This window comes from Xanthomonas euvesicatoria pv. euvesicatoria, assembly GCF_020880415.1.
Lineage (GTDB): Bacteria > Pseudomonadota > Gammaproteobacteria > Xanthomonadales > Xanthomonadaceae > Xanthomonas > Xanthomonas euvesicatoria.
The window spans coordinates 12,983-33,721 of the sequence record NZ_JAJIUJ010000097.1 but is presented as its reverse complement, the minus strand read 5'-3'; the positions used below and the strand labels follow the sequence as shown (position 1 = coordinate 33,721).

The following is a 20,739-nucleotide window of genomic DNA, read 5'->3' as shown; positions in this document are numbered from 1 at the left end:
TACTTGCTCAGCAGTTCGCGCACTTCCATTTCGACTAGCTCGAGCAGCTCGGCGTCGTCGACCATGTCAGCCTTGTTCAGGAACACCACGATGTGCGGCACACCGACCTGACGCGAGAGCAGGATGTGCTCACGGGTCTGCGGCATCGGGCCGTCAGCGGCCGAGCACACCAGGATCGCGCCGTCCATCTGCGCTGCACCGGTGATCATGTTCTTGACGTAGTCGGCGTGGCCGGGGCAGTCAACGTGCGCGTAGTGGCGGGTCGGGGATTCGTATTCGACGTGTGCGGTCGAAATCGTGATGCCGCGCGCCTTCTCTTCCGGCGCCGCGTCGATCGCGTCGTACGCCTTGAACTCACCACCGAAACGCTCGGCACCGATCTTGGTCAGCGCAGCGGTCAACGTGGTCTTGCCATGGTCAACGTGACCGATGGTGCCGACGTTCACGTGCGGCTTGGTGCGCTCGAATTTAGCTTTTGCCATGGGTGCGTGTCTCGGTAATCGTTTGGAGTTGAAGACGATTGAGTAATGGTGCTCACGAAAGGAATCGAACCTTCGACCTCCTCCTTACCAAGGAGGTGCTCTACCGACTGAGCTACGTGAGCTAGTTTTGCATTATGCCATGCATTTGCGTTCAATGGAGCGGGAGACGGGAATCGAACCCGCACCATCAGCTTGGAAGGCTGAGGTTCTACCGTTGAACTACTCCCGCGCCGGGAACTGCATGCCACAACGTGAAACTGGTGGAGGGAGGTGGATTCGAACCACCGAAGGCGTAAGCCAGCAGATTTACAGTCTGCCCCCGTTGGCCGCTTGGGTATCCCTCCAGCTTTTACTACCGGACCGGTGCGCCGCGAGGCATATTCGGTTCGGGGTGAAGCAGCCCGTTATTTTGTTGTGGGACGCATGCAGTGTCAACAAAAATTTTGAGCAATTCTTCACTCCCAACGATACGCGGCGTCAGGCGCCACGCACAGCCGATCACACGTTGAAGCGGAAATGCAGCACGTCGCCTTCCTGGACGCGGTATTCCTTGCCTTCCAGGCGCAGGCGCCCGGCATCGCGGGCACCGGCTTCGCCGCGATACTTGATGAAGTCGTCGAAACCGATCGTTTCGGCGCGAATGAAGCCCTTCTCGAAATCGGTGTGGATCACGGCTGCAGCCTGCGGCGCCGTCGAACCGGCCTTGACCGTCCAGGCACGCACTTCCTTGACGCCTGCGGTGAAATAGGTCTGCAGGCCCAACAGCGTATAGGCCGCACGGATGACGCGATTCAAGCCTGGCTCTTCCAGGCCGAGATCGGCCAGGAAGCTGTCGCGATCGGCATCGTCCAGCTGCGAGAGCTCCTCTTCGATGGCCGCCGAGACCGGCACCACTTCGGCACCTTCGACAGCCGCATGCGCACGCACCGCATCCAGGTGCGGATTGTTCTCGAAGCCGTCTTCCAGCACGTTGGCGATGTACAGCACCGGCTTGAGCGTCAGCAGGAACAGATCGCGCACCAGTGCCTTTTCTTCATCGTCCAGACCGGCGGCACGACCCGCCTTGCCGTCGGCCAGCGCGGCCTGCAACTTGGCCAGCACCGGCTTGCGCGCTGCTGCATCCTTGTCGCCGCCCTTGGCGCTGCGTTCGGCACGGTTGAGGGCCTTTTCCACGCTATCCAGATCGGCCAGCGCCAGCTCGGTATCGATGGTTTCGATATCGGCGATCGGGTCGACCTTGTTGTTGACGTGGATGACGTCGTCGTTCTCGAAGCAACGCACCACGTGGGTGATCGCATCGACTTCGCGGATGTGCGCCAGGAACTTGTTACCCAGGCCTTCGCCACTCGCCGCACCAGCCACCAGGCCGGCGATATCGACGAACTCGACCGCAGTAGGAATCAGCTTTTGCGGCTTGACGATGTCAGCCAGCTGATTGAGACGCGGATCCGGCACCGGCACGATACCGACGTTCGGCTCGATGGTGCAGAACGGGAAGTTGGCCGCAGCGATGCCCGCCTTGGTCAGCGCGTTGAACAGGGTCGACTTGCCGACATTGGGCAGGCCGACGATGCCGCATTTGATACCCATGGGTTTTCCAGTGAATGGAGAATCGGGAATGGAGAATGGCAGGAGCAGCGCCCTGTCCATTCCCTATTCCCCATTCTCTATTTTTTTTCGGTATGCAGGCGTTTCATCGCCTCGTTGAAATTGCCTTCCATCGCCAGCGGCAGCACGTCGATGGCGGCATCCACCGCAGCGCCGATCGCCGCGTCGTCCTCGCGCCCTGCCCGCCCCAGCACCCAGGGCACCACGCGGTCCTTGTGACCGGGATGGCCGATGCCAACGCGTAGACGGTGAAATTTACCGTGCCCGAGCAGGCGAATGGTGTCGCGCAAGCCGTTTTGCCCGCCGTGACCGCCATCGAACTTGAGCCGCGCCGTGCCGGGCGCCAGATCCAGTTCGTCGTGGGCGACCAGCAGGTGTTCGGGCTCGATCTTCCAGAATCGCAATGCGGCGGTGATCGACTTGCCGCTGAGATTCATGAAGGTGGCCGGCTTGAGCAGCCAGACCGGTTGTCCTGCGACCTCGACCTTGGCGGTCTCGCCGAACAACTTGCTGTCCAATGCCCAGCGGGCGCCACTGCGCTCGATGAGGGCATCGACGAAACGAAACCCGGCGTTATGCCGGGTTTGCGCGTGTTCCGGGCCGGGGTTTCCCAGCCCGACGATCAGACGAAGTGCAGACATGCCAGTGACCGCAGCCGATCCCGCGCGCAATGCAGGGGACCGGCCGACGGATTACTTGGTCTCGGCGCCTTCGCTGCCTTCTTCGCCGGCAGCGTCGTCTTCTTCGATCCGTACGTGCTTGGCAGCCACCACGGCAACGTCGTGTTCCTTGCCCAGCTTCAGCTCCGGAATTTCAACACCGGCCGGCAGCTTGATTTCGGACAGGTGGATCACGTTGCCCACTTCCAGTGCACCGAGGTCCACTTCGATGAACTCCGGCAGATCCTTCGGCAGGCAGACCACCTGGACTTCGTTGAGTTCGTGGGTGACGACCACTTCGCTCGACTTGCCGGCAGGCGAAGACGCTTCGTTGATGAAGTGCAGCGGCACGGCAGCACTGAGCTTCTCGTTGGCGCTGACGCGCTGGAAGTCGATGTGCATGATCAGCTGCTTGAACGGATGGCGCTGCATGTCACGCAGCAGCACCTGCTGCACGTCGCCATTGAGGTTCAGGTCCAGGATGGACGAGTAGAACCACTCGTTCTGCTGGGCGAGCCAGATCTGCTCGTGGTTGAGCTGGATGCTGACCGGCTCGAGTTCGCCACCGTAGACGATGGCCGGGATGACGCCAGCGTGACGCAGGCGGCGGCTCGCACCCTTCCCCTCGTCAGCGCGGCGCTCGACCTTGATTTCATGAGTCTTTGCCATTGGATTTCACTACCTAGTTGGAACACCGCCTCGCGGCGATGAAGCGTCTCACCCGCGACCAGGTGAGACGTGTGGCGGCACCCGGGAATCCGGGCACCGGATGGGGCATCAGTCGACGTAGAGCGAGCTGACCGATTCGCCGAAGGCGATACGGCGGATGGTCTCGGCCAGCAGTTCGGCCACGCTCAGCTGACGAATCTTGGCGCAGGTACGCGCCGCTTCGCTCAGCGGAATCGTGTCGGTGACCACCAGCTCGTCGAGCTGCGAATTGTTGATGTTGTCCACCGCCGGACCCGACAGCACCGGATGGGTGATGTAGGCCACGACCTTGAGCGCGCCGCGCTGCTTCAGCGCTGCGGCAGCGGCGCACAAGGTACCGGCGGTGTCGACCAGGTCGTCGACCAGCACGCAGGTCTTGCCCTGCACGTCGCCGATAATGTTCATCACGGTGGCCACATTGGCGCGCGGACGGCGCTTGTCGATGATGGCCAGATCGGCGTCGTCCAGGCGCTTGGCGACGGCGCGTGCGCGCACCACGCCGCCAACGTCCGGCGACACCACGATCAGGTTGTCGGTGCCGTAGGCGCGCCAGATGTCGGCCAGCAGCAGCGGCGAGGCGTAGACGTTGTCGACCGGCACATCGAAGAAGCCCTGGATCTGGTCGGCGTGCAGGTCGACCGTCAGCACGCGGTCCGCCTCCATGGCGCAGATCATCTTGGCAGCCACCTTGGCAGTGATCGGCACGCGCGAGGAGCGCATGCGACGGTCCTGGCGCGAATAACCGAAGTACGGGATCACCGCGGTCACCGACTGGGCGCTGGCGCGCTTGAGCGCATCGATCAGCACCAGCAGTTCCATCAGGTTCTCGGCACTGGGCGCGCAGGTGGGCTGGATGACGAACACTTCCTGCCGACGCACGCTCTCTTCGATCTCCACCTGCACTTCGCCGTCGGAAAAGCGCGTGACCAACGCCTTGCCCATGCGAACGCCGAGTTCCTTGCAGATGCTCTGGGCAAGCGGCTTGTTGGCATTGCCGGAGAACACCAGCAGATTACGTTGGTCTTGCATGAGATCTCTCGGGCGGCGGCGAGGAGCGTGCGGATCGATGGTGGAGCAGGACAAAGCCGAACCAATGCCGGGCTTTCGTTCGATTCCCGCGCAAGGATGCGCGAGGTGTTGCAGAAGGATCTGCAGTGAAACCTGGTGCAGGCGGACCTGCCTTTCTCGACAAACTGGCAGGGGCGGTAGGATTCGAACCTACGAATGCCAGGATCAAAACCTGGTGCCTTGGGCCTCTTGGCGACGCCCCTGCATCAAACCTGTGTCGCGTCCAGCGCATCGAGCAATGGCGAGTGCGCTGCACCCTCCACCACCCACGCCCGCAGGCTGCCCGGCAACTGCGCCAGCGCCTGCTCTGCAGCAGCGCGCGTGGCGAACTCGACGAAACAGCCACTTCCCGACCCGGTCAAACGCGGTGTACCGACCCTGGAAAGCGCCTGGAACACGGCCTCGACGGCGGGTTCGCGGCGCCGCAGGACCGGCTCGAACGCATTGTCGAGCAGGGAACCGGAAGCGAAGTCCGCTATTTTCGCGAGCGCAGCATCCCGCGTCAATTCCTGTGATCGAAATAACGCCGGGGTCGGTACATGAACGCCGGGATCGACCAGCAGATACGCCGCTTCCGGCAGGGAAATCGGGGTCAGTTGTTCGCCAACGCCTTCGGCCCAGGCATTGCGGCCGCGCACGAAGACCGGCACGTCCGCACCCAGCTGCAGGCCCAGCTCGGCCAGCACATCGGCCGCCAGGCCCAGGCCCCACAAGGCATTGAGCGCCACCAGCACGGTCGCCGCGTCCGAGGAACCGCCGCCGAAACCGCCGCCGGCGGGGATGCGTTTGTCGACCCGAATCTCCGCGCCCGCCTGGGTGCCGGCTGCCGATTGCAGCAGGCGCGCAGCGCGGGTCACCAGGTCATCGTCTTCGGATACGCCGGGCAGACTCTCGCCCAGGCGGCGGATCTGGCCGTCACGACGCACGCGAAGATGAACGGTGTCCCCCCAGTCCAGCAGCCGGAACACGGTCTGCAGCAGGTGGTAGCCGTCGGCACGGCGCCCGGTGATCTGCAGGAACAAATTCAGCTTGGCCGGCGCGGGCCAGGCCGACCAATCGCGTCCCGACGCGTCCATCAGGGCGATACGGTCCATTGGTCGACCAACAGGCGCACCTTTGCTTCGCCGTTGCGGGCTTCGATCCGCTGCGGCAGCTCGGGCTGGTCGGCGCCGGCTGGTGTCCAGGCCAAAAATTCGATCGTCCAGCCATCCTGCTGCGCAGTGCGCGGGCGCCCGGCGGCATCCAGGTCGACGCGTGCGGCACCGGCATCGGCGATGCGCAGCGCGCGCACCCAGTCCGGCATCTGGTTGACCGGGATGGTCCAGCCGGTTGCTTCCAGCAGCACCTGCTCGGCATCGGGACCACTGCGCGGACCGCCGTCCAGCCCTTCCAGCCGGCCGGCGCCGCTGGTGGTGTCGCCGGTGAGCACCCAGCTTTGCCGGGTGACCGGCGCACTGAGTTGCACGCGGTAGCGTGGGCCATCCTGCTGCCAGTCGATGCGGCCGCTGCCGCCATTGCGGTCCTTGCTGATCGCCACCCGGCCCTGGAAGGACCAATTGGGGTGCGCCTGCAACCAGGCCTGGCGAGCGGCTTCGGCCTGGCGCGCACTGTCGGAGACGTGATCGGCCACGGCCGCCCCACTGCCCTGCCCGCGCGGCACGCTGACGCAGGCCGACAGCCCGACCAGCACCAGCCCGCCCAGGGCCAGCGTTCGAACCGCCCTGCTCATAGCCCGAACTTTTCCACGGCGCGCTGCAGCGCACGGTTGTCCGGGTCGAGGCGGCGCGCTTCATCGAAGTAGCGACGCGCTTCGTCCTGCTTGCCGCTGACCCACAGCACTTCGCCCACGTGGGCCGCGATTTCCGGGTCCTTGACCAGCGCCCAGGCGCGGCGCAGCTGCACCAACGCTTCCTTGGTGCGGCCCATCCGGTACAGCACCCAGCCATAACTGTCGACAATGGCCGGGTTGTCCGGGTCGGCGGTGCGGGCACGGTCGATCAGCGCCAATGCTTCCTTGTAGCGGGTGGTGCGGTCGGCCAGGGTGTAGCCCAGCGCGTTCAGGGCCGCGACGTTTTCCGGCTCGGTCACCAGGATCTTGCGCAGATCGGCCTCGGCACGCGGGACATCGTCGCGCCGCTCCCAGGCCAGCCCGCGGGCGTACAGCAACGCGCTATCGTCCGGGTAGGCGGCCAGGCCACGTTCGAAGGCGTCCAGTTCGCCCGGCGCATCGTCGGCCCGCTGATGCAGCTCGGCTTCGAGCACGTAGGCGTCGCGGCGCGCGTCGTCGTCGGCACTGGCGTCGCCCTGCAGGGCGCGGGCTTCGGCAAGCGCTTCGGGCTTGCGGCCCAGTTCGTACAAGGCACTGGCGGTGCGCAGACGCGCCTCGCTGACCTGCGGACCACCCGGCACGCCGCGATACCACTCCACCGCCTCGTCGTAGCGCTTGAGGAATTCGGCGATCTTGCCCAGCAGCAGACGGCGGTCCGGATCGGGCTTGGTGGCGTTGCTCTTGAGCTCGGCGTACAGCGCCTCCAGCGAGCTGCGGTCTTTCTCCTTGGCCAGCATCGAGGCACGCAAGCCGTAGGTCTGGGTGTCCTGCGGCCCGGTCGAAAGCACGCGTGCAGCAGCTTCGGTCTGGCCCATGGCGTCGTAGGCAAATGCCAGCGCGCCGCGCAGCTCGGAGTCCTTGACCGCCTGCGGTTCGATATTCTTCAGCAGCGCCAGCGCTTCGTCGTTCTTGCCTTCCTGCTGCAACTGGGTGGCATGCAGCAAGGCCACGCGCGGCTCTTCGGGGAAGCGGCGCACCACCTCGTCGACGATGCGCTTGGCCAGCGCGGGGCGCTCCATGCGCAGCGCGAGCCGGCCGAATTCCTGCCAGGCTTCGATCTGATTCGGGATGGCGCCGGCCTTGACCAGGTCTTCGAGCACGTCGGCCGAGGCTTCCGGCTCGCGGCCGCCGTTGGCCAGGGCGATCAGCGCAAAGCGCCAGCCACGCGGATCGGGCTCCTTGAGCAAGCCGAGCAAATCGCGGCGCGCGGTGCGCAGGTCGTTGCGGCGCAGGGCCAACGAGGCCTCGGTGCTGCGCATGGACATCGACGACGGCGCGCGGGCGCGCCACAACGCCAGCGCTTCGATCGCGCGCGGGTCGTCGTTGGCCAGCATGGAGATGCGGGCGGCGCGCTCGGCCAGCCCGGCATCGCCGGCTTCGGCCTTGGCGGCGTCCAGGTAGGCGCGCGCGGCATCGTCCAGCTGCCCGGCCTGCAAGGCGAATTCGCCGGCCAGCACGGGTTCCAGCGACGAGGTGCCGGCACTGCCTGGGGGCGGAGCGGGTGGTGCTTTCTTGGGTGCTGCAGTGGCGCTGGCGGAGACTGCGACCAGCAAAAGAACACTCAGGATGCGAATCGGTACAGGCATCGGGGGCAACCGGGCCGTAAAATGGGGCCCTGAATGGCCGCCAGCTTATCGCAAGCAACTGAACAATGACGTTGTGGGTGCTCGGACTGAATCACCAGACCGCACCTGTGGACCTGCGCGAACGCGCGGCGTTCGCAGGTGATGCGCTGCCGCGCGCGCTCGAATCGCTGCGTGCGCTGCCCCAGGTAAGCGAGGCCGCGCTGTTGTCCACCTGCAACCGTACCGAGTTGTATGCGATGGCCGACGAGGCGCACAGCCTGGTCAACTGGCTGGAAACGCACGCGCCCGGGCTGAGCGGTCATCTGTACCAGCACCGGGAAGCCGAGGCGGTGCGCCACCTGTTCCGCGTCGCCACCGGGCTGGATTCGATGGTGCTGGGGGAACCGCAGATTCTGGGCCAGGTGAAGGACGCCTGGGCGGTGGCGCGGGCGCACGGCGCGCTGGGCAGCGGGTTGGACCGGCTGTTCCAACAGACCTTTTCGGTGGCCAAGCGCGCGCGTACCGACACCCGTGTCGGCGCAAATCCGGTTTCGGTCGCATCCACGGCGGTGCGGCTGGCACAGGACTCCTTTGCCCGGCTCAACGAGTCGACGGTGTTGCTGATCGGTGCCGGCGAAACCATCGAACTGGCGGCCAAGCATCTGAGCGAAGGCCGCGTGCGCCGCCTGCTGATCGCCAACCGCACCCTGGCCCATGCCCAGACACTGGCCAGCCAGCACGGCGGCTTCGCCTTGCCGCTGACCGATCTGGAACGCCACCTGGCCGAGGCGGATGTGGTGTTTTCGGCCACCGCTGCGCGTGAGCCGCTGGTGACCCGCGCACAGGTGGAACAGGCGTTGCGCACGCGCAAGCGCAAGCCGATGCTGCTGTTCGACCTGGCCGTGCCGCGCGATATCGAGGCCTCGGTAGGCGAGTTGGGCGACGCCTACCTGTACACGGTGGACGATCTGGAACGCGCGGTCGAAGACAATCGCCGTGGCCGCCGCGAAGCGGCCGACCAGGCCGAAGCCATCATCGACCTGCAAGTGGCGCGCTATGTCGAAACGCTGCAGGCCACTGCGCGCCAGGCACCCCTCAAACGGCTGCGCGCCTTTGGCGATAGCACCCGCGACGAGCTGCTGGCCAAGGCACGCCAGCAGTTGCACAACGGCAAGCCGGCCGACGAAGTGCTGGAACAGTTGGCGCATGCGCTGACCAACCGTTTGTTGCATCCGCCCACGGCCGCATTGCGCAATGCGGCGCTCAACAACGACCTGGAATTGACCACTGCGGCCGACCGGCTGTTTCCGGAAAAGCCGGGTTACCAACACCCCCCCATAGCTACCCCGATCGTGAGGACCGATGACGCCGACCCTGCGCCGTAAGCTCGAAGCGCTGGCCGAGCGCCGCGAAGAACTGCAGCACCTGCTCTCCGACCCCGATGTGGTGGGCAACAACGACACGTTCCGTACGCTCTCGCGCGAACTGTCGCAACTGGAGCCGGTGGCGATGGCGCTGGAAGAGGAGGCGCGTGCCAAGGCCGACCTGGCCACGGCCGAAGCGCTGCGCAACGACCCGGAGATGCGCGAACTGGCCGAAGAGGAAATCGCCGCTGCACAGGCGCGCCTGGAACAACTCGATGCACAACTTGCATCGCTGCTGGTACCGCGTGATCCGCGCGACGACGGCAACCTGTTTCTGGAAGTGCGCGCCGGCACTGGCGGTGACGAAGCGGCGATCTTTGCCGGCGACCTGTTCCGCATGTACGCACGCTACGCCGAGCGCCAGGGCTGGAAGGTGGAAATCGAATCCGACAGCCCCGGCGAGCATGGCGGCTACAAGGAAGTGGTGGCGCGGGTGGTCGGGCGCGGTGCGTATTCGCGCCTGAAATTCGAATCCGGCACCCATCGCGTGCAACGCGTGCCGGCAACCGAATCGCAGGGCCGTATCCACACCTCGGCTGCCACGGTGGCGATCATTCCCGAAGCCGACGACGTGGAAGAGATCACGATCAATCCGGCCGATCTGAAGGTGGACACGTTCCGCTCGTCCGGTGCGGGCGGCCAGCACGTCAACAAGACCGAATCGGCAATCCGCATCACCCACGTGCCCAGCGGGGTGGTGGTGGAATGCCAGACCGAGCGCAGCCAGCATGCCAATCGCGACAAGGCGATGAAGCGGTTGAAGGCGCAGCTGCTGGACGCCGAACGCAGCAAGGCGGCAGCGGCCGAAGCGCAGACGCGCAAGTTGCAGGTGGGCAGCGGCGACCGTAGCCAGCGCATCCGCACCTACAGTTTTCCGCAGGGTCGCATCACCGACCATCGCGTCGAAGGGCTGACCTTGTACGACCTGCCCAACATCATCGAAGGCGATCTGGATGCGTTGATCGGGCGGCTGCTGCACGAACATCAAGCCGACGAACTGGCACGGTTGAGCGATAGCCCGTGAGTGCGCAAGTCCCGCGCGAGCTGCTGCAGCTGCGCGAGCAAGTGCGACGCCAGCCCGGCGATTTCGTCGCCTGGTTGATGCTGGCCGATGCCGAGCTGGGCATGGGCGTCACCGCTGCCGGCGAAGCGGCCGTGCAGCGCGCGCTGGCGCTGCATCCGGGTCATCCGGAAGCGGTGGCGCGGCTGGGACGGGTGCGCTGGGCGCAGCAGCGCCATGCAGAAGCGGCCACGCTGCTCCAACAGGCCTCGGACCTGGTACCGCAGCATCCGGGGATCGCCCTGTGGCTTGGGCACGCGCTCGAAGATGCAGGCCAACCGGAACAGGCCGCGGCCGCCTATACGCGCGCCCACAAGCTGCTGTCCGGCGAGCCCTACATCACCGCACAACTGCTCAACTGGCGACGCCGCTTATGCGATTGGCGCGAGCTGGACTCACTGGCTGCACAGGTGCGCGCCGCAGTCACACAAGGCGAGGCGGCCGTGGAGCCTTTCGCGTTCCTGAGCGAGGACGCCAGCGCCGCGGAGCAACTGGCGTGCGCCCGTACCCGCGCGCAGGCCATTGCCTCCTCGGTGCGCCCGCTGCCAGCGTCCACGCTGCGCAGCCGCGGCGCGCTGCAACTCGGGTTCGTGTCCAACGGCTTTGGCGCCCACCCGACGGGCTTACTGACGGTGGCCTTGTTCGAAGCGTTGCAGCAACGCCAACCGGATCTGCACATGCAGCTGTTTGCAACCAGCCCGGACGATGGCAGCGACATTCGCGCGCGCCTGGCGCAGGCAACGCGCATGCACGAGATCACTGCGCTGGGGCATCTGGCAACCGCGCAACATATCCGCGACCAGGGCATCGATCTGTTGTTCGATCTGCGCGGCTGGGGCGGTGGCGGACGGCCGGAAGTCTTCGCATTGCGGCCGGCGCCGGTGCAGCTCAACTGGCTGGCGTATCCGGGCACCTCGGGCGCGCCGTGGATGGATTATGTGCTTGGCGATACCGTTGCATTGCCGACGTCGCTTGAGCCGTTCTATAGCGAGCAGGTGCTGCGCTTGCCGCGCGCCTTCCAGCCATCGGACACCTCGCGCACGGTAGCCGAACCGCCATCGCGTGCTCAGTGCGGGCTGCCTGAGCACGCTGTGGTGCTGTGCTGCTTCAACAACAGTTACAAGCTCAATCCACGCAGCATGGCGCGCATGCTGGCGGTGTTGCGCGCGGTGCCTGGCAGCGTGCTGTGGCTGCTGTCCGGCCCGGGTGAGGCGGATGCGCGATTGCGTGCAGCAGCGCAGGCACTGGGCGTGCACGCGCAGCGTTTGGTCTTCATGCCCAAACTGCCGCACCCGCAGTATCTGGCGCGCTATCGACATGCGGATCTGTTTCTGGATACGCACCCCTACAACGCGCACACCACCGCCTCCGATGCGTTATGGGCAGGTTGCCCGGTCTTGACCACACCTGGCCAGACGTTTGCCGCGCGTGTGGCCGGCAGCCTGAATCATCATCTGGGGCTGGATGAAATGAATGTGGCCGATGACGCTGCGTTCGTGGCCACGGCGGTGGCGTTGGCGAGCGATCCAGCGGCACTGGGTGCGTTGCGTGCTCGGGTGGCGGAGCGTCGGCGCGAATCGGACCTGTTCAATATGGACGGGTTTGCGGATGCGTTTGGAGAATTGGTGCGTGGGGTCGCGGGAAAGCATGGCTGGTTAGGGGTTTAACAACGGCCGCTACGTGATGGATCGCTGTCTGCCGCCGCACCCTGCCCCCAACCTCCGCGCCCCGCCGTGGCCGGCGCTTGCAGCGCGGGCGCTCCGGGGCACGTGCACCCAGGGCGCGCAGCCGTCCTTCCCCACCCCGGGCCGGAGAGGATTGAAAGGGCCATCAAGTTTCGTCGAGACCTTTTCAGGCCATGGAAGCCACGCGCCGAGTCGGCAGCGTGACCGGGGATTGGCGGAAAGCGGCACACGGATGTGCCGCGACGGCGAGCCAGACAGGATGTGTGCCGGGCCGAGGAGCCGATCCGCGGCCGCGCTGTCGCCCTGACCGACGCCAGCAGCTGCGTTGTGCGGCTTCACGCCGTGGTGCTGTACCCGGTCGTCCCGGCTCGCTAGGCTTGTGGCATGCCTTCCACTCTCGACTTCATTCCCTTGCGCCTGTGCGTGCTGACGGTGTCCGACAGCCGCACGCTGGCCGACGATCGCTCCGGCGATTACCTGGCCGATGCCCTCACCCACGAAGGCCATGTGCTGCACGAACGTGCACTGTGCCCGGACGACCGTTACCGCATGCGTGCGATCGTGTCGCGCTGGATTGCCGATGCGCAGGTCGACGGCATCCTGATCACCGGCGGCACCGGCTTCACCGGTCGCGACAGCACCCCGGAAGCGATCACCCCGTTGCTGGACAAGGTCATGCCTGGCTTCGGCGAGATGTTCCGCGCGATCAGCGTGGAAGAAATCGGTACCTCCTCGCTGCAGTCGCGCGCCTTTGCCGGGCTGGCCAATCACAGCTTCGTGTTCTGCCTGCCCGGCTCCACCTCGGCCTGCCGCACGGCCTGGGAGAAGATCGTGCGTGCGCAGCTGGATGCGCGCACCAGGCCCTGCAATCTGGCGACATTGCGTCCACGCCTGGGGCAATAGCCTGCGCGCTCTCCACTGTTGCTGGAACGCGCATGTCGCACCTGAAACGCAAGGCCTATAAAAAGTTGCTGGCGCCGATGCAGCTGGAGCTGGTGGACATGGCGCGCTGGTTGCGCCACACCAACCAGCGCGCCCTGGTGCTGGTGGAAGGCCGCGACACCGCCGGCAAGGGCGGCGTGATCCAGACCATCGCCAGCCATCTCAACCCACGCCAGTGTCGCGTGGTGGCGCTGCCCAAGCCCAACGACCGCGAAAGCACGCAGTGGTATTTCCAGCGCTATGTGACGCACCTGCCGGCGGGCGGCGAACTGGTGCTGATGGACCGCAGCTGGTACAACCGCGCCGGCGTCGAGAAGGTGATGGGCTATTGCACCGACGCGCAATACGACCTGTTCCTGGAGCAGGCGCCACGTTTCGAACAGATGCTGGTCGACGACGGCATCCTGCTGTTCAAGTACTGGTTGTGCGTGGACCAGGCCGAGCAGGAAAAGCGCTTTGCCGAACGCCGCGAAGACCCACTCAAGGGCTGGAAGCTCTCGCCGGTGGACCTGCAGTCACGCACCAAGTACGACGACTACACCGCCGCGCGCGAACGCATGCTGGAGGCGACGCATACGCCCGATGCACCGTGGACGCTGGTGGATTTCAACGACCAGAAGCGTGGCCGCCTGAGCCTGATCCGCGATCTGCTGGACCGGCTACCGGACACCGCAGTGCCCGACGAGCTGGTGCAGCTGCCGCCATTGCCCGGCAAGCTGCACAAGGAACGCTATGGCGTGCTGGAGCCGATCGACGATTACGCCGCCCAGTCCTGAGAGATTTCGTCGCTGGCCGCGGTGGCACGCGGTAGCGGGTGCAGGCCGGCCTGACGTTCGGCCTGTTCGGCCTGCAGCACCAGCTGGCTCAGGCGCTGACTGAACAATTGCATGAAACCGCGATGCAGCGGGCGCATCGCTTCCATGTAGTCCACATCGTCGGCCTGCGCACCGAGCGGGCTGCAGGACGACAGCAGCACTTCGTCCAGGCGCAGCGCGCTGTCGGGCAGGCGCACCAGCGCGGCGCGGCGTAGCCAGTCGCGCATGCCTTCGCGGTATTCGGCGGCCAGGATGTAGGCCACTTCGACCTGGTCCAGGTCCACATCCGGATTCCATGCCAGCACCTGGATCACCTGCGAACGTTCGTCCAGCATGCGACCTTCGGCGACCAGCGCATGCAATTGCTGCAGCAGGCGCCATTGCACGCCGGCGGCCTCGCGCTGGGCGGTCGGCATGGCCTCGATGGCCAGTGCCAGGCGCCGCGCAAACAACGCCGGCACCTCGGACAGCACGATCGGGCCGGCATCGGCGCCCAGCAGGAAACGTTCGGTACGCAGCGCGGCGGTGTCGGGAAGGTAGCCGTCCTGCAGCGGGCGCATCACGCCGTGGTCGAGCAGCGACAACACCACATCCAGCCAGTAACGGCGCTCCTGCTGCAGCGTGCGGTTGGCGGCAGCGTTATGCCAGGCCTGACGCACATCGTCCAGACGCAGGATGCAGGACTGCGCATCCAGTCCGTCCCACGGCGCACGGGTGGCGTCGTTCGGGTCGAAGGTTTCCGCGCTGAGCATGCCGCCGCCGAAGCGATGCCAGGCTGCGCCACGCTGGGCGCCGGCCGGGTCCGGCCGGGCCGCGGCCATCGGAGCTGCCGTGGCCGGGCGCAGGAGTGCGGCGTAGGCATCGGCCCACGAATCGGGCAAGCGCGCCGACAGCGGGAAGCTTGCCGAGGGCTGACCCAACCCCTGGCGTGCCAGACGCAGGCTCCACACCACTGCGCCGATCACGATGCCGCCAAAGATCCAGGCCAGCAGCCAGCTGGTTGCCGCCTGTCCGGTTGCTAGCACGCGGGTTTGCGGGTGCAGGAACAACAACCAGCCGCTGCCCAGCAGGACACCGAGATACAACCACGGCGCCAGCTGCGCCATCTGGCGGTGGCGGCGATGCGCGGGCAGGTCGTGCCCGTCGTTGCGGTCTTGAGATGGAGCGGCCATTACATTCCCCGTGCACGCCTGATCGCGTTGACAAGGTTATCGGCGAGGCAACCCAACTCTGTTGCCCCGCTTCAGTGGCGCACGCTCACCCAGTTACAAAGTCTTCAGTCGGCGGAACCGCGCAGGCAGTGCGCGTGACCGCCGCGACCGTGGCGGCCGGCGGGCCCTGCCATAGCCATGCTTCCAAGGCGTCCAGCGCCGCCGCGCTACCGGCGGCGACCACTTCCACGCTGCCGTCGGCCTGGTTGCGGGCATGCCCGACCAGGCCGAGTGCGACTGCGCGCTGGCGGGTGGACGCGCGGTACCACACGCCCTGCACCACCCCGCTCACCACGAAACGCGCCGCCTGCATCAACCCGCCTTGCCGGTGATGCCGACGGCGGCCTCGATATCGCGTGCGGTCACCGGGCCAAGGAATTGCTTGGCGACCTTGCCGTCCGGGCCGATCAGGTAGGTCATCGGCAGGCCGCGCGGGGTGGCGAAGTCCTGTGGCGGCTGGTACGGGTCGAGGATGGCGATCGGGTACGACACCGGGTGGTCCTTCAAGAACGCCTGCATGTCGGCGCTGGTGATGTCTTCGTAGGCCAGACCCACCACCTCGACGGTGTCGCGCATGGTGTGCAGCGCCGACAGTTCGGGCATTTCCTTCAGGCACGGCGCACACCAGGTGGCCCAGAAATTCACCACCACCCATTTGCCGCGGTGCGCGGCCAGGTCGTAGGTCTCGCCGGTCACGGTCGGCAGCGAGAGCCTGGGCATCTGGGCGGTCTGCTGCACCACCGAGCTGTTGGGCGGTGCAGCCGGGTCGGCCGGGGTGGCTGGCGCGGCTGGCGCCTGGGGCGTGGCGGCAGGCGCAGCGCCGTTGCCGGCAGCGGGAGTGGCCTCGCTGGCCGGCTTGCAGGCGCTCAGCAACAGCAGTGGCAACAGCAGCGCACAGGCGCTGCGGACAAGACGCACGGTCATGGAGGATCTCCGGGAAGGTGGGTGTAGAGGTCGCCGACCGGCTGCGCCAGCACGCTGCGCAAGGGTTGGCGCAGCTGTTCCAGCGCGGCGGCGGCGGCCTGGCCGTAGGCATCGTCGCGGCACGGCAACGGGCGGTCTTCGATCGGCACGCGCAGCTGGCAGTTTTCGTAGAGTTCGGCCAGCGGCACCACGTCAAGATCGCGTGCCAGCAGCCACTGCCCACGCTCGTCGCGACGCAGCAGGCGGATGCGTTTGAGCTCGCACAGCAGTTCCTGCATCAGCGTGTCGGTGAGCATCGGCTCCAGCGCCAGGATGCGGTCTTCGTCCAGGCCATCGCCGTGGACGCGCGCCTGGCGGAACCGGCCGAGCAGACGCAGCAGGCCGTAGATCTCAAAGCCCGGCGGCAGGCGCATGGCCTCGGGCTGGTAGCGGAAGGCGGACATCGAGGAGGCCAGCGAGGCGCCCAGCAACACGGACACCCAGCTCAGGTAGATCCACAACAGCAGGATCGGCAGTGCCGACAGCGCGCCGTAGATGCGTTGGTAGGTCTGGAAATTACCCAGGTAAAAGCCAAACCCCCATTTGACGATTTCCATCAGGATCACCGCCAGCAGCGCGCCCGGCAGCGCATGCCGCAGCCGCACCACGTGCTGCGGCACCACCCGGTAGATCAGCACGATGCACACGAACTCCACCGCCATCGGCGCCAGCCGCCAGGCGAATTCGGCCAGCCACTGGCCTTCGGTGGTGCGGAACAGCGGCAGCGCGAACACGTAGGCCGCCATCGCCATGGAGGCGGCAGCCAGCATCGTGCCCAGCGTCAGCACCGTCCAGTAGATCAGGAAGCGCGTCACCTTGGGACGGGCGGCGGCAACCCGCCAGATGCTGTTGAAGGTCTGTTCGATGCTGTGCAGGGTGATCAGCAACGAGGCCACCAGCGCGACCATGCCGGCCACGGTGAACTTGCCCAGGTCTTCCAGCGAGCGATTGAGATAGTTCTGTACCGAGCGCGCCGCGCCCGGCACGAAATTGTTGAAGATGAAGTCGGTCAGCGCGTCCTTCCACTCGTTGAAGGCCGGAAACGCCGACAGCACGCCGAATACCACGATCGCCAATGGCACCAGCGCGAACACGGTGGTGTAGGCCAGCGAGGCGGCGGCCTGGAACAGCCGGTCGTCCAGGAAGCGGCGCCACAGAAAGCGCCCGAAACTCACCGTCCGCGCACGGTCGCGCAGACGTTCTTTCCATTGGTGGAGTTTGTTCACGCGCGACATCGCGCAAGGGTACCCGATGCGCCGTCATCGCGGCCTTGCCGCAGCTGCGGCGTGCAGCAACAGGCTGGCTTGGCCGATACTGCGGCAACTCACACAGGCGGCAACGACACGATGGCGGAGATTCTGGTGCTGTATTACAGCCGGGGCGGTTCGGTGGCGCGGCTGGCGCGGCAGATCGCACGCGGCATCGGCGAAGTGCCTGGCATGAGCGCGCGACTGCGCACCGTCCCACCGGTGGCTGCGGTCACCCAGACCAGCGCCCCGCCGGTCCCGGACGAGGGCGCGCCCTATGTAGACCGCGCCGATCTGGCCGACTGCAGCGGCCTGCTGCTGGGCAGCCCCACCCGCTTCGGCAACATGGCCGCACCGATGAAGCATTTCCTCGACAGCCTGGGCGCCGAATGGGCCAGTGGCACCCTGGCCGGCAAACCGGCTGGCGTGTTCACCTCTACCGCGTCGATGCATGGCGGACAGGAATCCACCTTGCTGTCGATGTACCTGCCGCTGCTGCATCACGGTTGCCTGATCGTGGGGATTCCGTTTACCGAAGCTGCGCTCAGCCATACCACCAGTGGCGGCACGCCCTATGGCGCCAGCCATGTCTCCGGCGCTGGCGGCGACCCGCAACCGAGCGAGGACGAAGCGCTGCTGGCGCGTGCGCTGGGCCGCCGGGTGGCCGATGTCGCACGGCGGCTGGCAACCCCGTGAGCGTGCGCGCCATGCACTGGCTGCTGAGCGCTGCGCTGCTGGCGCTGGCGGCGTTGTTTGCGGTGTGGTTCCACGACGACCCGCGCCCACTGGCCGCGCTCATCGTGTTCGTGCTGCCGGCCGCGCTGACCGGTGTACTGGCAGTGCGCAGCGCGCGTGCGCGCTTCTGGGCCGGTGTGTTTGCGCTGGGCTGGTTCAGCCACGGCGTCATGGCCGCCTGGAGCCAGCCGCAGGCACGTGGAATGGCGTGGATGGAACTACTGCTCGCCCTGGCCGTGGTGGGCCTGGTAGGTGGCCCCGGCATGGCGGCGCGCTTTGGCAGGAAGCGCCCGCCGCGTTGATCGGCGAGCCGATCAAACCGTAGGCGCAGCTGCGCGATGCAGCTGCGCATGCGGCCAGCCGAGGTGGTCAGCCGCGACCACCCCAACGCAACCACGACACCAACTTCGATCATCGTCAGGCGAACGCGGCCGGCGATCAGGTGGCATGCACAGCCTCCACTCTGGCCCGAGCGCGCCTTCCACGCCACCTGACGAGGACGTGCGGCGTTTCGGCGGCCGCTGTCAGTTTCCGACCAGCGTGGCCACGCTCTGCGGGTCGACATACAGCGAGGTCTTGCCGTTGACCACGCTGTAGTTGCCGCCGAACCCGACATTGAGCGTGCTCGAGGTGCTGTATTTGGCGAACTGCGTGGCAGTGCCGGAGGGCAGCGTCAGGTCCAGCCGCTGATGGCCGCTGCCGGTGTTGACCGCCACCACCACCAACTTGTTGTCCGGCGTGCGGTAGGCGGTCACCGAGACATCGCTGTACGGGTGTTCGGTGGCGCCCACCCGCACCGACCCTGGCCGCACGAAGCGTGCGAACTGCGACATTGCATAGCCGCGTTTGCTCACCGCGCCGTTTTCGCTGATGAGCCCGTAGCTGCGCCGGATGTACCACCAGATGTAGGCGTTGAAATTGGCCGCCATGCTGGCGTGCAGTTCGCTGGCCACTCCCAGTGCCGACGGCCATGCGTTGCCATCGGTGTTGTCGGTGTAATGCTCGGTCATCCACACCTGCTTGCCCTTGCTACGCGCCAAGGCATAGTCGCGCGGCTTTGCGCCATACAGATGGCCGGCCACGATGGAGGTGGCCTGACTGGCAGTGGCGTTGTTGAGGACCGGGTCGGTGATGGAGAAGTTGAACCCCACCGATTCGCCGACGATGACCTTGAGGCTGCCGAACCTGCTGCCTTGGCTCACGAGATAGTTGACGAAGTCGCTGCTGCTCCAGTCGGCCGATTCGTAATCCGGGTGCCAATCCGGCTCGTTTTGCAGGGAAATCGCATACAGCGGCGCGCCCTTGCCCGACATGTAATTGGCGAAATCCAGCAGGTGCTGGGTGTAGGCGCCGTAATAGTTCGTCAGCAGCTTGCCGCCATTGGTCAGGCTGTTGTTGGACTTCATGTAAGCCGGCGGGGTCCAGGGGGTTGCGAACACCAGCCCGCCCAGCGCATGCACGCGCGTTGCCGTCGGCACCTGGGTGGCCCAGCCGGAGCTGGAGGGGTCGATGCGCATGCGCAGGATCGACAACCCGATCTGCCCGGTGCCGCTGCCATAAGCCAGATCCACCTGCGCCGGTGTCAGGTCGTTGATCCAGCCGGCGCCATTCATGCCGCCGAACCCGCGCACCGTCTGGTAGGTCTGCGTGGGCGTGATCGTCACCGTCTGCGCAGCGGCATGACCCGCCAGCAGCACAGCCATCGCGCAGGTAAGTGCGCGTAACATCGACAAGGACTTGTTCATGAGGCTCTCCGGGAAGGGAATGCCGACGGCATGCGTACCGACGGCTCGCCGACTATCGACCGCACAAATGTCAAGTCAATTTCCGTAATGTCTCTTTATTGAGTTCGTGACGTAGCACACGCACCCGGCGCAGCGGAGCGGTGCGTGGATCACACTGCGTTTTGCGCTGCGGCATGTGGAGGCTGGGCACGGGCAACGCTGAAGCAACGCGTTCAGTGGCAACTCCAGTTGCACGCTGACTTGGCGCAAGCACGCCAGGGGCAGGGCTACGCCAGCCTGCACGACACCCGCTGCCCTCGAACATGCAGGCACCCTTGGGCATGTCGGCGTGCGCCTGCGCCAGGCCATCTCAATCGGATGCAGCGCCGCCACATAGTCGGCAGCCAGGCGCCGGTCTTGCCCCCGCTGGTCTATCGCGATGGCACCGTACTGCCAGCCCCCTGGCCGGGCGGTATCATGGCGGCCCGCGCGCGGCCTGCGCCGCGTTAGCCCTACAGGATCCGCAGCAATGGAAGACCTCCTGATCGTCACCACCGGTGGCACGATCGACAAGATCTACTTCGACGACAAATCGGACTACCAGATCGGCGACCCGCAGATCGGACAGATTCTGAAAGAACTGGGCGTGACGTTTCGTTTTTCGGTGATCCCGATCATCCGCAAGGATTCGCTGCACATCACCGATGCCGACCGCGAACTGATCCGCGCCACCATCGCCGCCCAGCCCACCCGCCACGTGTTGATCACCCACGGCACCGATTCGATGGTGGAAACCGGCAAGGTGCTGCAGACGATCGCCGACAAGACCATCGTGATGACCGGCGCCTTGAATCCGGCGCGCTTTCGCGGCTCGGATGCCGAATTCAATATCGGTTGCGCGGTGGGCGCAGTGCAATCGCTGCCGTCGGGTGTTTATATCGCCATGAACGGCCGCATCTGGAATCCGCAAAAAGTGCGCAAGAACGTGGCCGCCAACCGCTTCGAATCGGTCTGA

Annotated in this window: 21 protein-coding genes and 4 tRNA genes; 8 read left to right on the top strand and 17 right to left on the bottom strand. The window is 66.1% G+C overall.

The window, feature by feature from the left end:
• The 12 genes from LN450_RS15920 to LN450_RS15865 all read right to left on the bottom strand — a co-directional run.
• Positions 1 to 482, bottom strand: a 482-nt coding sequence (locus LN450_RS15920; protein ID WP_228892893.1) for a GTP-binding protein, incomplete at its 3' end; no start/stop codon positions are given.
• Between the two features lie 46 nt (positions 483 to 528).
• Positions 529 to 604 (bottom strand) — tRNA-Thr (locus LN450_RS15915).
• 33 nt (positions 605 to 637) lie between these two features.
• A tRNA-Gly gene (locus tag LN450_RS15910) sits at positions 638 to 711 on the bottom strand.
• A 29-nt stretch (positions 712 to 740) separates the two neighbouring features.
• Positions 741 to 826 (bottom strand) — tRNA-Tyr (locus LN450_RS15905).
• 154 nt (positions 827 to 980) lie between these two features.
• On the bottom strand, positions 981 to 2,072 hold the full coding sequence (gene ychF, locus LN450_RS15900) for a redox-regulated ATPase YchF (RefSeq protein ID WP_011346536.1): 1,092 nt from the start codon (positions 2,070 to 2,072) through the stop codon (positions 981 to 983).
• A 77-nt stretch (positions 2,073 to 2,149) separates the two neighbouring features.
• Complete coding sequence (gene pth, locus LN450_RS15895; RefSeq protein ID WP_011346535.1) at positions 2,150 to 2,731, bottom strand: aminoacyl-tRNA hydrolase; 582 nt, start codon at positions 2,729 to 2,731, stop codon at positions 2,150 to 2,152.
• Positions 2,732 to 2,782: 51 nt separating this feature from the next.
• Complete coding sequence (locus tag LN450_RS15890) at positions 2,783 to 3,418, bottom strand: 50S ribosomal protein L25/general stress protein Ctc (protein ID WP_003486759.1); 636 nt, start codon at positions 3,416 to 3,418, stop codon at positions 2,783 to 2,785.
• A 108-nt stretch (positions 3,419 to 3,526) separates the two neighbouring features.
• The gene (locus tag LN450_RS15885) at positions 3,527 to 4,486 is read right to left on the bottom strand and encodes a ribose-phosphate diphosphokinase (protein ID WP_003486761.1); all 960 of its coding nucleotides are present in this window, start codon (positions 4,484 to 4,486) and stop codon (positions 3,527 to 3,529) included.
• 165 nt (positions 4,487 to 4,651) lie between these two features.
• A tRNA-Gln gene (locus LN450_RS15880) sits at positions 4,652 to 4,728 on the bottom strand.
• A 3-nt stretch (positions 4,729 to 4,731) separates the two neighbouring features.
• On the bottom strand, positions 4,732 to 5,619 hold the full coding sequence (gene ispE, locus LN450_RS15875) for a 4-(cytidine 5'-diphospho)-2-C-methyl-D-erythritol kinase (RefSeq protein WP_011346534.1): 888 nt from the start codon (positions 5,617 to 5,619) through the stop codon (positions 4,732 to 4,734).
• On the bottom strand, positions 5,601 to 6,254 hold the full coding sequence (lolB, locus tag LN450_RS15870; protein ID WP_011346533.1) for a lipoprotein insertase outer membrane protein LolB: 654 nt from the start codon (positions 6,252 to 6,254) through the stop codon (positions 5,601 to 5,603). Before lolB ends, ispE begins: the two co-directional genes overlap by 19 nt.
• The gene (locus LN450_RS15865) at positions 6,251 to 7,939 is read right to left on the bottom strand and encodes a tetratricopeptide repeat protein (protein WP_011346532.1); all 1,689 of its coding nucleotides are present in this window, start codon (positions 7,937 to 7,939) and stop codon (positions 6,251 to 6,253) included. Before LN450_RS15865 ends, lolB begins: the two co-directional genes overlap by 4 nt.
• Before the next feature lie 65 nt (positions 7,940 to 8,004).
• Here LN450_RS15865 and hemA point away from each other — a divergent pair, with 65 nt between their 5' ends.
• The 5 genes from hemA to ppk2 all read left to right on the top strand — a co-directional run bounded on the left by hemA (position 8,005) and on the right by ppk2 (position 13,805).
• Entirely contained in the window at positions 8,005 to 9,303 is a 1,299-nt protein-coding gene (gene hemA, locus LN450_RS15860; RefSeq protein ID WP_011346531.1) for a glutamyl-tRNA reductase, read from the top strand.
• The gene (gene prfA / locus LN450_RS15855) at positions 9,281 to 10,366 is read left to right on the top strand and encodes a peptide chain release factor 1 (RefSeq protein ID WP_011346530.1); all 1,086 of its coding nucleotides are present in this window, start codon (positions 9,281 to 9,283) and stop codon (positions 10,364 to 10,366) included. The genes hemA and prfA overlap by 23 nt, the downstream gene beginning before the upstream one ends.
• The gene (locus LN450_RS15850) at positions 10,363 to 12,069 is read left to right on the top strand and encodes an O-linked N-acetylglucosamine transferase, SPINDLY family protein (protein ID WP_011346529.1); all 1,707 of its coding nucleotides are present in this window, start codon (positions 10,363 to 10,365) and stop codon (positions 12,067 to 12,069) included. Before prfA ends, LN450_RS15850 begins: the two co-directional genes overlap by 4 nt.
• A gap of 402 nt (positions 12,070 to 12,471) precedes the next feature.
• On the top strand, positions 12,472 to 12,990 hold the full coding sequence (gene moaB, locus LN450_RS15845; RefSeq protein WP_011346528.1) for a molybdenum cofactor biosynthesis protein B: 519 nt from the start codon (positions 12,472 to 12,474) through the stop codon (positions 12,988 to 12,990).
• A 32-nt stretch (positions 12,991 to 13,022) separates the two neighbouring features.
• A complete protein-coding gene (ppk2, locus tag LN450_RS15840; protein WP_008578152.1) occupies positions 13,023 to 13,805 on the top strand; it encodes a polyphosphate kinase 2 in 783 nt (260 codons plus the stop codon).
• Here ppk2 and LN450_RS15835 read toward each other — a convergent pair.
• The 4 genes from LN450_RS15835 to LN450_RS15820 form a co-directional block, all read right to left on the bottom strand.
• Positions 13,787 to 15,016, bottom strand: coding sequence for a hypothetical protein (locus tag LN450_RS15835; RefSeq protein WP_008578151.1), 1,230 nt, complete (start codon positions 15,014 to 15,016; stop codon positions 13,787 to 13,789). The two genes, ppk2 and LN450_RS15835, sit on opposite strands and share 19 nt — an antisense overlap.
• Positions 15,017 to 15,101: 85 nt before the next feature.
• Entirely contained in the window at positions 15,102 to 15,368 is a 267-nt protein-coding gene (locus LN450_RS15830) for an acylphosphatase (RefSeq protein WP_008578150.1), read from the bottom strand.
• Positions 15,368 to 15,979: a TlpA family protein disulfide reductase gene (locus LN450_RS15825; RefSeq protein ID WP_011346527.1), complete on the bottom strand. Its 612-nt coding sequence runs from the start codon at positions 15,977 to 15,979 to the stop codon at positions 15,368 to 15,370. Before LN450_RS15825 ends, LN450_RS15830 begins: the two co-directional genes overlap by 1 nt.
• Entirely contained in the window at positions 15,976 to 17,253 is a 1,278-nt protein-coding gene (locus LN450_RS15820; RefSeq protein ID WP_008578148.1) for a YihY family inner membrane protein, read from the bottom strand. Before LN450_RS15820 ends, LN450_RS15825 begins: the two co-directional genes overlap by 4 nt.
• Before the next feature lie 111 nt (positions 17,254 to 17,364).
• Here LN450_RS15820 and wrbA point away from each other — a divergent pair, with 111 nt between their 5' ends.
• A complete protein-coding gene (gene wrbA / locus LN450_RS15815) occupies positions 17,365 to 17,961 on the top strand; it encodes an NAD(P)H:quinone oxidoreductase (RefSeq protein ID WP_011346526.1) in 597 nt (198 codons plus the stop codon).
• Positions 17,958 to 18,302 carry a DUF2069 domain-containing protein gene (locus LN450_RS15810; RefSeq protein ID WP_039417852.1) on the top strand — a complete coding sequence of 115 codons (345 nt, stop codon included), beginning with the start codon at positions 17,958 to 17,960 and terminating at the stop codon, positions 18,300 to 18,302. Before wrbA ends, LN450_RS15810 begins: the two co-directional genes overlap by 4 nt.
• A 222-nt stretch (positions 18,303 to 18,524) precedes the next feature.
• Here the strand turns inward: LN450_RS15810 and LN450_RS15805 are convergent, their stop codons facing one another.
• Positions 18,525 to 19,745 carry a glycoside hydrolase family 30 beta sandwich domain-containing protein gene (locus LN450_RS15805; protein ID WP_011346524.1) on the bottom strand — a complete coding sequence of 407 codons (1,221 nt, stop codon included), beginning with the start codon at positions 19,743 to 19,745 and terminating at the stop codon, positions 18,525 to 18,527.
• 508 nt (positions 19,746 to 20,253) lie between these two features.
• Here LN450_RS15805 and LN450_RS15800 point away from each other — a divergent pair.
• A complete protein-coding gene (locus LN450_RS15800) occupies positions 20,254 to 20,739 on the top strand; it encodes an asparaginase domain-containing protein (protein WP_008578144.1) in 486 nt (161 codons plus the stop codon).